We start from the raw sequence: 14,232 nt of genomic DNA on the forward strand, positions 1-14,232 counted from the left end.
AAGATTACTATCATGCAAGATGTTCGTAAAGGAGAAGAACTTAGTGAAGAAGCATTAAAATCATTTCTACAAAAAAATGACCTTATACAGAGTATAAAGAGTCCATGGAAGGTTACGCAATATACTCATGGCTACTCCAATCTTACATATTTAATAGCAATAGAAGATGAGGAGTATGTGTTAAGACGTCCTCCATTTGGTGCCATAAAACGAGGACACGATATGGGACGAGAATTTAGAGTTCAGTCCGGTATTTATAAGGCGTTTCCAAAAGTTCCCAAGATGCATGCTTATACTGATGATGAAAGTATTTTGGGATGTCAGTTTTATGTGATGGAAAAAGTGGAAGGAATTATTCTAAGCATTCAAGAAGCAAAAAAGAGAAATATTAATGATACAAGTTTTAAGAAAATAGCAGAATCTTGGTTAGATACTTTTGTTCAATTACATGCGATAGATTATAATAAAGCAGGGTTAGAAGATCTTGGTAGGCCAGAGGGATATGTGGAGCGTCAGGTATCTAATTGGAGTAAGCAATATGTGGTAGCAAAGACTCAAGATGTTCCAGAAGCGCAAAAAGTAATGGAATGGATGGAGACACATCAACCAAAAGAGTATACATACAGCTTAGTTCATAATGATTTTAAATACGACAATATTGTTTTTAAAGATGAGAACTGGAATGAGGTAAATGCTGTTTTGGATTGGGAAATGGCAACGCTAGGAGATCCTTTAATGGATTTAGGCACATCTTTAGGATATTGGACAATGCAGAGTGATCATGAATTTGTAAAAAAAGGAATTCCTTCACCTACCATAATGGAAGGTAATCCAACTAGAAGTGAAATTGTTCAGAAATATGCAGAAAAAAGTGGAAATGCTGTGAATAATTTGATTTTTTATTATGCTTTCGGACTTTTTAAAATTGCAGTGATTGCTCAGCAAATTTACTACAGGTATGATAAAGGATTAACAACAGACCCGCGTTTTGCCCAATTGGATCAGGCATCGGCTTTGTTATGTTCGTTGGCATGGAGGGCAATCCAAACAAAAAAGATTGACTAATACTGGAAAAAATGAATTATTTAGAGGAAACATACTATTACGATCATCAAAGTGCTGATATTAAAAATATGATACAGGAGTTTGATAATGAAGAGCTAACACAAAAGGAAAAAGCGGTTGGTTTATATCTGAAAGTTAGAGATGGGTGGCGTTATGATCCTTATCATATCCGTTTAAAAAAAGAAGCGTATAAGGCAAGTGCATTAGTAAAAAGAAATAGTGGGCATTGTTTAGATAAATCGATCATATTAATCGCAGGATTACGAGGTCTTGGAATTCCTGCAAGAATACACTTAGCAAAGGTGAAAAACCACATAGGTGTGGAGCGATTGATTGAAAAAATTGGTACGAATGAATTAACACCGCATGGAATGATTAATGTCTTTCTTAATGGAAAATGGTTAAAGGCTTCTCCAGCATTTAATAAAGAGTTGTGCGAAAAATGTAATGTAGCACCACTAGAATTTAATGGAGAAGAAGATTCGATGTTTCAAGAGTTTGATAATGAAGGAGGTACTTTTATGGAGTATTTAGAGGATTATGGGCATTTTGAAGATGTACCATATGATTTTATTTTAAATAATATAAAAGAACATTACGGCGAAATTTATAATAAGTATGAAGGATTAAAAGAAATAAGATTGTAAAATCAACTTTATGAAAACCTATACTAGTATAACTGAAAAACAATTAACTGATTTTTTGAAATTACCTATCGAAGGATCTTTTCAAATGATTAATCTATTGAAATTTAAAGATATTATAGAAGAGCAGGGAATAACTGGAGAAGAAGGTTATGCAGAATATATGAAAGCGGCACTTCCTTTTTTTAAAGCAACAAACGCTGAAATAGTTTACAACGGAAAACCAATCTATGAATTAATTGGACCTGCAGATACTTTAGAATGGGACAAAATACTAATTGTACAATATGAAAGTAAAGAAGAATTTATGGGAATGATTAGTCACAAGGCGTATCCGATGGAAATGAGAAGAAGATCCTTATTAGACTCTCGTCTTATTTTATGTGCAAATCATTAGGAAACAACCTCATCAAAAGTAAACGAATATGCAAGTACAAAATAAAATAGTTATCGTAACAGGAGCAGGTTCTGGGATTGGAGCTGCTACGGCAAAACATTTCGCAAAACACAAAGCAACAGTTGTAGTATCGGATATAAAGGAAGGAAAAGCAAAGCGTACAGCGGATCAAATACGGGAAGAAGGAGGAAAGGCTTCAGTGATTCCAGCGAATGTGGCAAGTTATGAAGAGGTAGAAACTCTTATTGCGAAAACAGTTGATCAATTCGGGCAGTTGGATGTAATGGTAAATAATGCGGGAATTGGTCCTAGAAATATGTCTAAAACAGCAGAATATACATTGCAAGACTGGGATAATGTGATTGCCGTCAATCAAACAGGAGTGTTTTATTGTATGAAATTAGCACTACAGCAAATGATGAAACAAGGTCATGGAAATATTGTAAATATAGCTTCTCTGGCTGGTCTAAAAGCATCATTAAAAAACCTGTCATATAGTGCTAGTAAGTTTGCCGTAGTAGGAATGACAAAGTCAGCTGCATTAGAATACGCTACGAAAAACATTAGAATCAATGCAGTATGTCCCGGATATACAGAATCTGCACTACTTAATAAATTATTATCTGTAAGACCAGATATGGATGATATGCTTAAAAGTGTAATTCCTATGAAGCGATATGGTCAGGCAGAAGAAATAGCAGAAGCAGTAGTGTGGTTAGCATCTGATGCTACAAAGTTCATAACAGGACAAACTATAATATTAGATGGAGGAACATCTTTGTAGACAAATTTTAAGATAAACTATTAATACACAAAAGAACTAAACTAATAGAGAAATAAAACAATACACATGAATAAACAAATCATCTTAAAAAATAGACCAGAAGGATTACCAGATGAAAATACTTGGGAATTACAAAATAATGTGATTCCAGAACCAAAAGAAGGTGAAGTTCTAATACAACATCATTATATATCATTGGATCCTGCAATGCGAGGTTGGATGCGAGAAGGAAAATCATACATAGAACCGGTAGAATTAGATGATGTAATGAGAGCTGGATCTATAGGTAAAGTGATAAAGTCAAATAATCATCCAAAGTTTAAAGAAGGTGATTTTTTGAAGGGTACAGGAGGTGTTCAACAGTACACGGTAACGAATGGCGAAAATTGGTATCCTGTAGATCCAAGCTTAGCGCCTTTGCCAATGTATATAGGAACGCTAGGTATGCCTGGAATGACAGCATATTTTGGCATTCTCGAAGTTGGTAAGATTAAAGAAGGAGATACCGTTTTAGTTTCTGGAGCTGCAGGAGCTGTTGGCAGTATTGTTGGGCAAATCGCTAAGATTAAAGGATGTCGTGTAATTGGTATAGCTGGAGGGACTGAAAAATGTAAATACATAAAAGAGGTACTAGGTTTTGATGGAGCTATAGATTATAAATCTGAAGAAATTTATGATGCAATCAAAAGAGAATGTCCAAAAGGAATTGATGTTTATTTTGATAATGTAGGAGGTGAAATTTTAGATGCGGCTTTATCAAGACTTAGAATGCATGCAAGAATAGTAATTTGCGGAGCAATTTCTCAATATAATAATATGAATGATGTAAAAGGCCCCAAAAATTATTTGTCTTTGTTGGTGAATAGAGCAACTATGCAAGGAATGGTTGTCATGGATTATGCAAAGGATTATGGGAAGGCAGCTAAAGAAATGGGAGGTTGGCTAGCACAAGGAAAACTAAAAAGTAAAGAAGATGTGTATGAAGGAATTGAAAATTTTCATGATACTTTTTTGCGCCTTTTTTCTGGAGACAAAATGGGGAAACTAGTCCTAAAAGTTATAGAGGAATAATTATGAAGGCTATTGTGTGCAAAAATTATGGACCTCCTTCTGATTTAGTTTTTGAGGATGTAGAAAGTCCGAAATTAAAGAAAGATGAAGTTCTTATTCGGATAAAATCTTGTGGAGTTAATTTTCCCGACACCTTGATTATTCAAGGATTGTATCAGTTTAAACCAGAGTTACCATTTGTTCCAGGAAGTGATGTTGCGGGAATAATTAAAGAAGTGGGCAGTGAAGTGAAACATTTAGAGGTTAATGATGAGGTTTTTGGATTTGTAATGAAAGGTGGATATGCGGAGGAAGTAGCAATGCCAGCAAATATGTGTTTTAAAAAACCTCAAAAAATGTCTTTTGAAATAGCCTCTTCATTTATGATTGCATATGGGACATCTTACCATGCATTAAAAGACCGAGCGAATCTAAACGAAGGAGATACATTGTTAATTCTTGGAGCTTCAGGAGGTGTAGGTCTTGCTGCCATTGAATTAGGGAAACTAATGGGAGCTAAAGTAATTGCAGCTGCTTCTTCTGAGGATAAATTAAAGCTATGTAAGGAGTATGGTGCCGATGAGGTTATTAATTATACCACAGAAGATCTTAAATCTAAAGCGAAAGAGTTAACTGATGGCAAAGGAGTAGATGTTGTATATGATCCGGTGGGAGGAGACTATTCTGAACTAGCATTACGTTCTATGGCTTGGGAAGGGCATTACTTGGTGGTAGGTTTTGCAGCTGGCTCAATTCCTAAAATCCCACTGAATTTACCTTTGTTAAAAGGATGTTCAGTTGTGGGTGTTTTTTGGGGCAGTTTTGCGATGAAGAATCCTAAAATGAATATGGATAATACGATACAATTAATGAAATGGCTAGAAGCAGGAAAATTGAAGCCTCATATTCATAAGGTATATGAGCTAAAGGATGCTGCTAAGGCCTTAGTGGAGATGATGAATCGAAAAGTAAAAGGGAAAGTAGTGATTCAGTGTTCTTAATGATATCGATATAATTATTAACGAGATGAGATTAAAAAATAAAGTAGCTGTTATTACAGGCGGAGCCAGAGGAATTGGAAAAGCAATTTCTACCTTATTTGCAAGCGAAGGTGCTAAAGTAATTATTTGGGATCTTTTGGAGGAAGGTAAGGATGTAGCAAGTACAATAGCTGATCAAGGTCAAGTAGCCGAGTTTACAAATATTTCTGTAACTGATAAAAATGCAATTGAAATAGAAGCAGAAAGGATATATCAGAAATATGGAAAAATAGATATATTAATTAATAATGCAGGAATTACGAAAGATCGTACATTACATAAAATGAGCGAAGCCGAATGGGATGCCGTTATAGATGTAAATCTTAAAGGAGTTTTTCTCTGTACTCAGGTTATTTCTAAGTATATGAAAGAAGCTGGCTACGGTAGAATAGTTTCTGCAGCATCGAATGTAGGGCTAAGAGGAAATTTTGGACAGACAAATTATTCGGCAACTAAAGCAGGCGTTATTGCTATGTCTAAAACATGGACTATGGAGCTTGGAAAATATGGTATTACGGCGAATGCTTTAGCGCCAGGTTTTACGCTAACAGAAATGACTGATCAAATCCCCAAAGAGCATATTGATGGAATAAAATCACAAATACCGTTACAAAAAGCTGCAACACCAATGGATATTGCATATGGATATTTATATTTGGCTTCTGATGAAGCTTCTTATGTGTCAGGAATTTGTTTGACCATAGATGGAGGCATTTCTAGGTAAATGAATCTATACGTAAATATATGGAACAGCTTATTTGTAAAAATTTTGAAGAATTTAAAACTCACAAAGGAGAGAAGTTGCCAATAGGAGAATGGGTTACTGTTACTCAGGAAATGATTAATTCTTTTGCAGACGCAACTCAAGATTATCAATGGTTACATGTTGATTTAGATCGTATTGAAAAGGAGTCACCGTTTAAAAAACCAATTGCTCATGGTTTTTTGTCGATTTCACTTTTATCCAAGATGCTAATGGATCTTGTGATTGTTGAAAGTTTAGAAATGGGTGTAAACTATGGTTTAAATAAAGTTAGATTCCCACATCCTGTTATTGTTGATAGTAGATTGCGATTGCATAGCAGTATTGCAGAGATAGAGCCATATACTAAGAAAGGATTAAAGATTACTTGGGATTGTTCTGTCGAAATCGAAGGTGTTAGAAAGCCCGCCTGTGTAGCAGAATTTGTTTCATTGATGTTTGAGAATCAAGAATGATATTATTTAAATAATGAAAAGTTATAAAATTGTTATTTATATTTGGAATAGATCTAAATAACAATTAATTTTGTTCCTGGAATATGGAATTACTATTTGCCTCAAAATATTACACTTCTTATCAGTCTGCTGAAGAGCGTTGTTTTTATATTGATTTTGGTCATAAATTAATAAAAGTATCCTTTTGTCAACTATTGAGTCTTCGATACAAAGCAAAACAATTATCTACCAAAGAACATATAGAATATATGCTTAATCAGAATGATACCACTCTTCTGTCGTTTTGTGATAAACAACATGTATTATTATTAGATACACTTCAGGTGTTAGATTTTGTGGAGCTAATTCATGGAACTTTTACGATGATAGAATTGCAAGATGTTCTTGTTACCGCCTAATCTTACTTATATTTAGACTTCTTATAAATTGATATAGGTATTATTTTCTCTTTCTTTTTTTGTTTAATTTTAAATAAAAATTAATTGACAAATCACACAGAAAGATGGAAAATATAGCAAGACAACAGATCAGTATCAATTTAGAAGTAATGGATTTGCTTAATGCTCAAATTGCAAAAGAGCAACATGCATCATCTGTATATTTAGCGATGGCCTCTTGGTGTGATCAAAAGGGTTTGCTAAAAAGTGCTGATTTTTTCTACAAACAATCTGAAGAAGAAAGAGAGCATATGATGAAAATTTTTAGGTTTATCAACGATGCTGGAGGTGCTGCGTACTCTCCAGAAGTAGCCAATCTATCAAATGCTCATGAATATAGCTCTTTAAAAGAAGTATTCGAATCTGCCTTAGAGCAGGAAATTAGTGTTACCAAGTCTATATACAAAATAGTTGCTAAATGTAGAAGTGTTCTAGATTTTGGAACAGAAAACTTTCTGCAATGGTTTGTAGAAGAGCAAATGGAAGAGGAGCAAACGATAAGAGATATCTTAGATATGATAGATCTTATGGACAATATGCCTTTAAAATTTGTAGATGAAAGAATTCCGACAGAATAATTAATAAATCATTTCTTTATTTTACTATTCCTTCCGGTAAGGAATAGTAAAATAAAATATACTTCCGATATCCTTTGTACTATCCAGCCATATACTACCACCCAACATTTCGCTGTATGCTTTAGCAATGGATAAACCGATACCAGCTCCTTCAATAGCATAATTATTTTCAATATCCGCTTGTACAAAACGTTCAAAAATGGCTTTTTGTCTATCCTTAGCTATTCCCATACCAGTATCTTTTACATAAAACTGTAAAAAATCATCCTCTAATTCATAACCAAAGGTAATAGAGCCTTCAGGAGTGTATTTAAGTGCATTTTTGACAAGATTTGTAAGTATTGCGTTAAACTTTTCTTTATCCGTTTTAATAATAGAATCACTATCAGGCAGTCCATTTTTGAAGGAAAGTTCCAGATCTTTTCTGTCTGCTTCGGGTTTAAAGAAATTATATAAATAACCTACTTGTTCATTTACATTTAAATCAGATAAGAATACTTTTACCTGTCCAGATTCAATTTTAGAAATATCAATAATATCTCTAATAATATTTAGCATTCGAGCACCACTCTCTTCGATTAAACTAATGTATAGTTGTTGCTCATCACCAGTAAGTACGGGTTCTTTTAATAACTCGGCAAATCCTAATATCCCATTCATTGGAGTACGGATTTCATGACTCATATTGGCAAGGAATGCAGATTTTAATCGATCACTTTCTTCGGCTTTATCTTTTAGTTTGTTAAGTTCTATTTCATAGAGTTTTAAATCTGTGATATCTGTAGTAGTTCCAACATAGCCGATCACTTCTCCTTTTTCATTATATTCTGGAATTGCTTGACCCAATACCCATTTTATTGTTCCATCAGGACGTAAAAAACGATATTCTGCATGAGAAGAATCTTTTTTCTTAGAGTCTTGATACCATCCTTGCTTTAGTTTTTTTCGATCTTCTGGGTGAACCGCTTTTAACCACCCATCATTCATCGCTTCTTGCTGAGAAATTCCAGAAATCTGGCACCATTTTTCGTTTACAAAAGTAGTTTTTCCATTAGCCTTTGTCATAAAAATACCTACTGGAGAAATATCAGTCAGTGTTTGATATCTATTTTCACTGAGTTGAATAACTTTTTCAGCTTCTTCAAATTTTTGACGGTAGGTTAGAGAATGATATACATCTTTAAAAGTGGCATAGGTATTTTCGTTGATTTCTTTTTGTATGTATTTTAAATACACAGTAAAAATAATCCCATAATAAAAACTCATAGTAATTTTAGAAGCTAAACCAGATATTAAAAAAGATATCATATTACTATTGTTCCAAAAGCCTACAACGCTAAAGAGAATCGCATCGAAAGTGAGGATGGTAAGCATCGTTAAGAATATGCGAAAGAATAGATTTTCGATATATTTAGAGATATATTCATATATGAAAATGAGTAATATAGAATCGACAAATAATAATACCGTACCATAAATCAACAAAAAGATGTTTGTGTTAAAAAAATCAGAGATCATTTTAAAAGACACCTGATGTATCTTAGAGTCTTGTAGGTTGATGCTGAATAACAGTAATAAAATTACGATCATCAAATTAGCAATGACTAAGGCATAAATAAGTCTTCTGGTCAGTAATGCATCTTCCTTTATGTAAAATATTAAAACTGAAAATAGAGTAACAGAGAATAGTACAGAAGAGCCAGGAGAAACTGTAATACCATCATATATCTCGAAATACATAGTAGTCGCGGTGAATACCTGTATGAATTGAAACATCCCAAGTGCGGTAAAAAGTAAACCATTACCAGTGACTTTGCGAAAATGGAACAATATCAATACCAATGACGAAACAACAAACCCTTGTAGTAGAAAAACTGATATTTGATAAAAATTAATAGCTTCCATAGAACATAATTAATCATCCTAACTTTCATTGAAAGAAAGAAATTTTTAGTGCCGTTTTAAAAAAATCTTCAAGATGATCGATGTGTATATCGTTAAGAGAATTAATGTATTGTTCTAAGATACAAAAGTATTTATATATACGTCCTCTTAATATTTAAGTTTTTAGAGATATGATTTTTCTCCCTTTTTTAATTACCTGCTGCTTTACAAAAATTGGAGGTTTTTTTGTATTTTTAAAGGTGAATTTAAATATGTTATTTTCATATTTATTTCAATCATAATAACTTTTAGAACCTTTTAAATAAACAACAATGGGGATTTTTTTAGGCACATATGTTCCAGAGTTAGGAATGAGTCCTGATTCTGAAATATGCCATACTTTCGTCTACAGATGGCTAATAGCTAATGGAAATTTTACAGGAGATTATCCAGATCCGTTACAGAATATCTCTTCTGTAGAAGCAGAACGATTCTTTTTTCCTGATATGGGTTTGCCAGCTAGAGTTGGTGGAGAAGTTCAAGTTCGTGAAAACTCTGTAATTGGGTTTTGGGATCATAGTGGAGTTTTACAACACACCATGTTGGCAATAACACCTACTTCTTGGGTAGGAGCTAATAATACAGGATGTTTTGGAGTACAAGGCGGAAGAACCCAAATTAACGATGTGGATGAGTTTGTAAATGGTCCTCGAAGTCATTTCGGCTGGGTAGATGATGATAATGGTTGGCAAGGACAATATCAGGGTTTAACGGTTACCTACAGAGATTTACCAAGAAGAGCTTTTTAGGTTTTATAGCAGCAATTTATATGGTGTTTTGAAGATACGTATACACAAAAAATAAGGTAGCAGCAAATACTGCACTAATAATAAATAGAGGGATTCGCTTTGGATCCTTTTCTTTTTTGGAACTAATTATCTGTATTACTTTGGAAATCCTATTCTTTTCAAAAATTAAAAGGACGAAAAGAATTACAAGAAATACAATTGCATTAACCGTAGCACCGGTCTTTACTTCGTAAAAAATATCAAATAATACGATATTAGTCATAATTGGAATTAGTAGTAAAATACCAATGATTTTTGTTCTATAAAATAATAGAAATATAGCTCCTGTTACTTGTAATAATCCAATAATTATAGGTAGTGTTTGAGTGTATCCAAAAAAAGACCACATAAGTTCCATTCCTGTAAGTTCACTTACAAGTTTATCTGGAAATCCATTGTTGTTTTGAAATTGTAAAGGTTTTGCAGCTCCATATACGAAAATGAAAAATGCTACGAAATAACGCAACGTACGTTCGATAATATTTTGAAAAGCCATACAGGAAAAGATTTAGTAATCAGACGATTTACTAGAAATGTTGTTACAACATTAGGTCTTTGAGATTTTTCTTCTCCAAAAGGTAACAAAAAGTAAAGTAATTACAGATGGGGTTATCCAGACCCACAGAGTGCTTGAGTCTAAGGCGGCAAGAAGGAATGCTGTTACGGCTGCTCCAAAAGCTCCAGACATTTTACCAAGATGATTGGATAAATAAGCTGTAGGATTTGTTTTAAAGGTTTTGTAGAGTTTTATGTCTCTTATAGTAGCCATAATGCCAAATCCTCCAAAAAAGAAAAATAAAGCGCTCTTAGGTATCGCATTTATTTGATAATACACTCCCACAGCAATCATTCCCAGAAAAACAATACCCATTACTGAAGTAATAATAATGTCCGTATTACCTAGGGTATGATTTCTTTTAAACTTAAGTACACGATTTCCAGAAACAACCAAATAGATAGTAAAAATAGAAAGTAGGTGTAATAATAAGTTTTTATGATTTGGTAGCAATGTGATTGGTATAGCAATCAATGAACTTATAAGCATACTTATAGAAAAAACTACACCACCTTTCTTATGGTAAAATCTTCCTTTTTTTCCAACCAAACTTATAAATCCAGATAATAATCCAATACTACCAAAGAAAGCATGAATATAAATAAGTGTTTTAGCTGTTAATTCCATTTAAGTAATTCCGATTCTTAATAGTAAAGATAAAGAAAAGGAATTGCGAATCATGTTATAAAGTAGAAATATACTTCATGATATAATAAATTAACCTTGCTGCTAATCTAGCGGTACAATTATCAACATCATAAGCTGGATTAAGTTCTACAATGTCAGCGCTAATAAGTTTTTTAGAATTACAAATCTTTTCGATAGTGTGTAATGCTATAGAAGGAGAGAATCCAAATGGAGAAGGAGCACTCACACCAGGAGCATATGCAGAAGAAAAGCCATCTAAATCTATAGAGAGGTACACATAATCAACAGTATTAATGAAATTGGTGAGGGTTTTGTCTATATGATCTATATGGCTCATAGTAAATTCTGTGTTTTTGATGAAGTTTACACCTAATTCACGAGCGGTTTCAAATAAAATCCTATTGTTTGCTTCTTCCTGAATGCCTAAGCATAAGTATTTGAAATGATCGTTCTCTTTTGCTATTTGGTAGAATGGAGTACCGGAATTTCCTTTTCCGTTAGGGACTCTTAAATCAAAATGAGCATCCAAATTGATAATTCCGATAGTGGCAGTTGGGAGATGTTTTTTAAGACCATTATAATGCGCATATCCTAAATCATGACCGCCTCCTAAAACTACATTAAAGTATTCTTTTTCAATTACTTGTTTTATTTTATTTGAAGTAAAACTTTGGGTTTTTTCTAAATCATCATCAACACATTTTACATTGCCAATATCTATGATATTGACATCATCTTGAAAATGATTTGATAAAGACCCCATCATTTTTCTAATAATATCAGGAGCAGCTGCTGTACCTATACGCCCTTGGTTTCTTTTAACTCCTTCTTCACATTCATATCCTAATATGGAGAATCCAATATTTTGATTTCTAGTTAATTCCTCTTTTTCAAGATCGATGCATTGCACCTTTTCATGCAGGTATAGTTCCTTGTCAGATGTTCTTCCTTTCCATATATTATCAGAGGTCTTTTCGTAACTAGTCATTTTTATAAAATTATTGAGATCTATTTGATTATAATTATTTTGAATGTAAGCTTTAAAATATTTTGTCTAAAATATTAGTATTTAATTTATTAGGAATAGTTACTTTAAGTGTTGGTGTACGTTTCATTTCTCTTTTTATGGCAAAAATGGCCTCTTCATTTCTTGCCCAACTTCTTCTGGATATACCATTATTCACGTCATAAAAGAGCATGTTTTTTAATTTGATTGAAGCTTCATTAGATCCATCGAGTAAAAGTCCAAATCCACCATTGATTACTTCGCCCCAACCAACACCACCTCCATTATGAATGGATATCCAAGTGGCACCTCTAAAACTATCACCAATGACATTATGGATAGCCATATCAGCGGTAAATTTACTACCATCATAAATATTGCTCGTTTCTCTATATGGAGAATCTGTACCGCTAACGTCATGATGATCTCTTCCTAAAACAATAGGAGCAGATATATCACCTGATTTAATAGCTTTATTAAACGCCTCAGCGATTTTTATTCTTCCTTCGGCATCAGCGTATAAAATTCTTGCTTGAGAGCCTACAACAAGCTTATTTTGTTTTGCTTCCTCAATCCATGTAATGTTGTCTTGCATTTGTTGTTGGATTTCTTCTGGTGCTTCTGCTTTTATTTTTTGCATTATGGCAATGGCTATTTGATCCGTTTTGTCCAGATCCTCTGACTTACCAGATGTACAAACCCATCTAAAGGGTCCAAATCCATAGTCAAAACACATAGGACCCAAAATATCTTGGACGTATGAAGGGTATTTAAAATCCACTCCGTTAGTACTCATTACATCCGCACCAGCTCTTGATGCTTCTAATAAAAATGCATTTCCATAATCAAAGAAATAAGTTCCCTTGGCTGTATGCTTATTTATTGCTAAAGCATGTCTTTTTAGAGATTCCTGAACTTTTACCTTGAAACCATCAGGATTGTTGGCAATCATTTCATTAGATTGTTCATAGCTCATATCTACAGGATAATATCCTCCAGACCATGGATTATGCAATGATGTCTGATCGGACCCTAAGTGGACATAAATATTTTCCTCATAAAATCGTTCCCATATGTCAACCACATTTCCTTTATAGGCTATAGAAACAACTTCGGTATTAGAAATTGCTTCTCTAACACGATTTACTAATTGATCTAAATTGTCTATAATTTCGTCTACCCAACCTTGCTCATATCTTTTTTGTGCAGCGGCAGGATTTACTTCTGCACATACGGTGATACATTTGGCGATATTACCAGCTTTTGGTTGTGCTCCGCTCATTCCACCTAATCCAGCAGTTAAGAAAATTTTTCCTTCAGAAGTTTCTCCTGGTTTGAGAGTTTTTCTAAAAGCATTCATTACTGTGATTGTGGTGCCGTGCACAATTCCTTGAGGACCAATATACATATAACTGCCAGCAGTCATTTGTCCATATTGTGTAACTCCAAGGGCATTGAATTTTTCCCAATCATCTGGTTTGGAGTAATTTGGAATCATCATTCCATTGGTAACAACAACTCTTGGAGCGTCTTTAGATGAAGGAAATAGTCCCATTGGATGACCAGAATACATGTGCAATGTTTGTTCCTTAGTCATTGTGGCTAAATAATGCATCGTTAGTAAATACTGTGCCCAGTTTTGAAATACTGCACCATTACCTCCGTAGGTAATAAGTTCATAAGGGTGTTGAGCAACTGCAGGATCTAAATTGTTTTGTATCATGAGCATGATTCCAGCAGCTTGTAAATTGTTTGCTGGATATTCATGTATAGGTCTGGCATACATATCATAATCGGGCATAAATCGGTACATATAAATTCTGCCATATTCATTTAGTTCTTCAAGAAACTCTGGAGCTAATTCTTCATGCCATTCTGAAGGAAAGTATCTCAGAGCATTTTTAAGTGCTAGTTTCTTTTCATCAATTGATAATATTTGTTTCCTTTTTGGAGCTCTGCTTATGGTTGTGTCAAATTCCTTTTTTTTAGGAAGAGTTTGTGGGATACCTGTTTTTATTTGCTCTTTGAATGTAGTCATGATAATGAATTGTAATTGACTTTTAATTACTAGATTTTT

The 14,232-nt window shown here is 33.6% G+C and carries 16 protein-coding genes; 11 read left to right on the forward strand and 5 right to left on the reverse strand.

The window, feature by feature from the left end; genetic code table 11:
- Positions 1-12: 12 nt before the first annotated feature.
- The 10 genes from Q1A73_RS01570 to Q1A73_RS01615 all read left to right on the forward strand — a co-directional run bounded on the left by Q1A73_RS01570 (position 13) and on the right by Q1A73_RS01615 (position 7,213).
- Positions 13-1,065: a phosphotransferase family protein gene (locus tag Q1A73_RS01570; RefSeq protein WP_299600775.1), complete on the forward strand. Its 1,053-nt coding sequence runs from the start codon at positions 13-15 to the stop codon at positions 1,063-1,065.
- An 11-nt stretch (positions 1,066-1,076) separates the two neighbouring features.
- Entirely contained in the window at positions 1,077-1,712 is a 636-nt protein-coding gene (locus Q1A73_RS01575; RefSeq protein ID WP_299600777.1) for a transglutaminase family protein, read from the forward strand.
- A 10-nt stretch (positions 1,713-1,722) separates the two neighbouring features.
- On the forward strand, positions 1,723-2,106 hold the full coding sequence (locus tag Q1A73_RS01580) for a hypothetical protein (protein ID WP_299600779.1): 384 nt from the start codon (positions 1,723-1,725) through the stop codon (positions 2,104-2,106).
- 28 nt (positions 2,107-2,134) lie between these two features.
- A complete protein-coding gene (locus Q1A73_RS01585) occupies positions 2,135-2,890 on the forward strand; it encodes an SDR family NAD(P)-dependent oxidoreductase (protein WP_299600781.1) in 756 nt (251 codons plus the stop codon).
- Between the two features lie 66 nt (positions 2,891-2,956).
- Positions 2,957-3,961 (forward strand): NADP-dependent oxidoreductase, encoded by a 1,005-nt coding sequence (locus tag Q1A73_RS01590; RefSeq protein ID WP_299600783.1) that lies wholly within the window; start codon positions 2,957-2,959, stop codon positions 3,959-3,961.
- 2 nt (positions 3,962-3,963) lie between these two features.
- Entirely contained in the window at positions 3,964-4,941 is a 978-nt protein-coding gene (locus Q1A73_RS01595) for an NADPH:quinone oxidoreductase family protein (RefSeq protein ID WP_299600785.1), read from the forward strand.
- Between the two features lie 25 nt (positions 4,942-4,966).
- Positions 4,967-5,704 carry a 3-oxoacyl-ACP reductase FabG gene (gene fabG, locus Q1A73_RS01600; protein WP_299600788.1) on the forward strand — a complete coding sequence of 246 codons (738 nt, stop codon included), beginning with the start codon at positions 4,967-4,969 and terminating at the stop codon, positions 5,702-5,704.
- A gap of 20 nt (positions 5,705-5,724) precedes the next feature.
- Positions 5,725-6,198, forward strand: a complete 474-nt coding sequence (locus Q1A73_RS01605; RefSeq protein WP_299600790.1) for a MaoC family dehydratase — start codon at positions 5,725-5,727, stop codon at positions 6,196-6,198.
- 83 nt (positions 6,199-6,281) lie between these two features.
- On the forward strand, positions 6,282-6,596 hold the full coding sequence (locus tag Q1A73_RS01610; protein WP_299600792.1) for a hypothetical protein: 315 nt from the start codon (positions 6,282-6,284) through the stop codon (positions 6,594-6,596).
- Between the two features lie 104 nt (positions 6,597-6,700).
- Complete coding sequence (locus tag Q1A73_RS01615) at positions 6,701-7,213, forward strand: ferritin (protein WP_299600795.1); 513 nt, start codon at positions 6,701-6,703, stop codon at positions 7,211-7,213.
- 24 nt (positions 7,214-7,237) lie between these two features.
- Here the strand turns inward: Q1A73_RS01615 and Q1A73_RS01620 are convergent, their stop codons facing one another.
- Positions 7,238-9,118: a PAS domain-containing hybrid sensor histidine kinase/response regulator gene (locus Q1A73_RS01620; RefSeq protein ID WP_299600798.1), complete on the reverse strand. Its 1,881-nt coding sequence runs from the start codon at positions 9,116-9,118 to the stop codon at positions 7,238-7,240.
- 311 nt (positions 9,119-9,429) lie between these two features.
- Here Q1A73_RS01620 and Q1A73_RS01625 point away from each other — a divergent pair, with 311 nt between their 5' ends.
- Positions 9,430-9,906 (forward strand): hypothetical protein, encoded by a 477-nt coding sequence (locus Q1A73_RS01625; RefSeq protein ID WP_299600800.1) that lies wholly within the window; start codon positions 9,430-9,432, stop codon positions 9,904-9,906.
- Between the two features lie 16 nt (positions 9,907-9,922).
- Here Q1A73_RS01625 and Q1A73_RS01630 read toward each other — a convergent pair whose 3' ends face one another.
- The 4 genes from Q1A73_RS01630 to Q1A73_RS01645 are packed head-to-tail and all read right to left on the reverse strand — an operon-like array spanning position 9,923 to position 14,193.
- Entirely contained in the window at positions 9,923-10,441 is a 519-nt protein-coding gene (locus Q1A73_RS01630) for a hypothetical protein (RefSeq protein ID WP_299600802.1), read from the reverse strand.
- A 51-nt stretch (positions 10,442-10,492) separates the two neighbouring features.
- Positions 10,493-11,128, reverse strand: a complete 636-nt coding sequence (locus Q1A73_RS01635; protein WP_299600804.1) for a hypothetical protein — start codon at positions 11,126-11,128, stop codon at positions 10,493-10,495.
- Between the two features lie 55 nt (positions 11,129-11,183).
- Complete coding sequence (hutG, locus tag Q1A73_RS01640) at positions 11,184-12,137, reverse strand: formimidoylglutamase (protein WP_299600807.1); 954 nt, start codon at positions 12,135-12,137, stop codon at positions 11,184-11,186.
- A gap of 52 nt (positions 12,138-12,189) precedes the next feature.
- Positions 12,190-14,193, reverse strand: a complete 2,004-nt coding sequence (locus Q1A73_RS01645) for a urocanate hydratase (RefSeq protein ID WP_299600809.1) — start codon at positions 14,191-14,193, stop codon at positions 12,190-12,192.
- Positions 14,194-14,232: the final 39 nt, after the last annotated feature.

It is taken from the genome of uncultured Aquimarina sp. (assembly GCF_947492115.1).
Classification (GTDB): Bacteria; Bacteroidota; Bacteroidia; order Flavobacteriales; family Flavobacteriaceae; genus Aquimarina.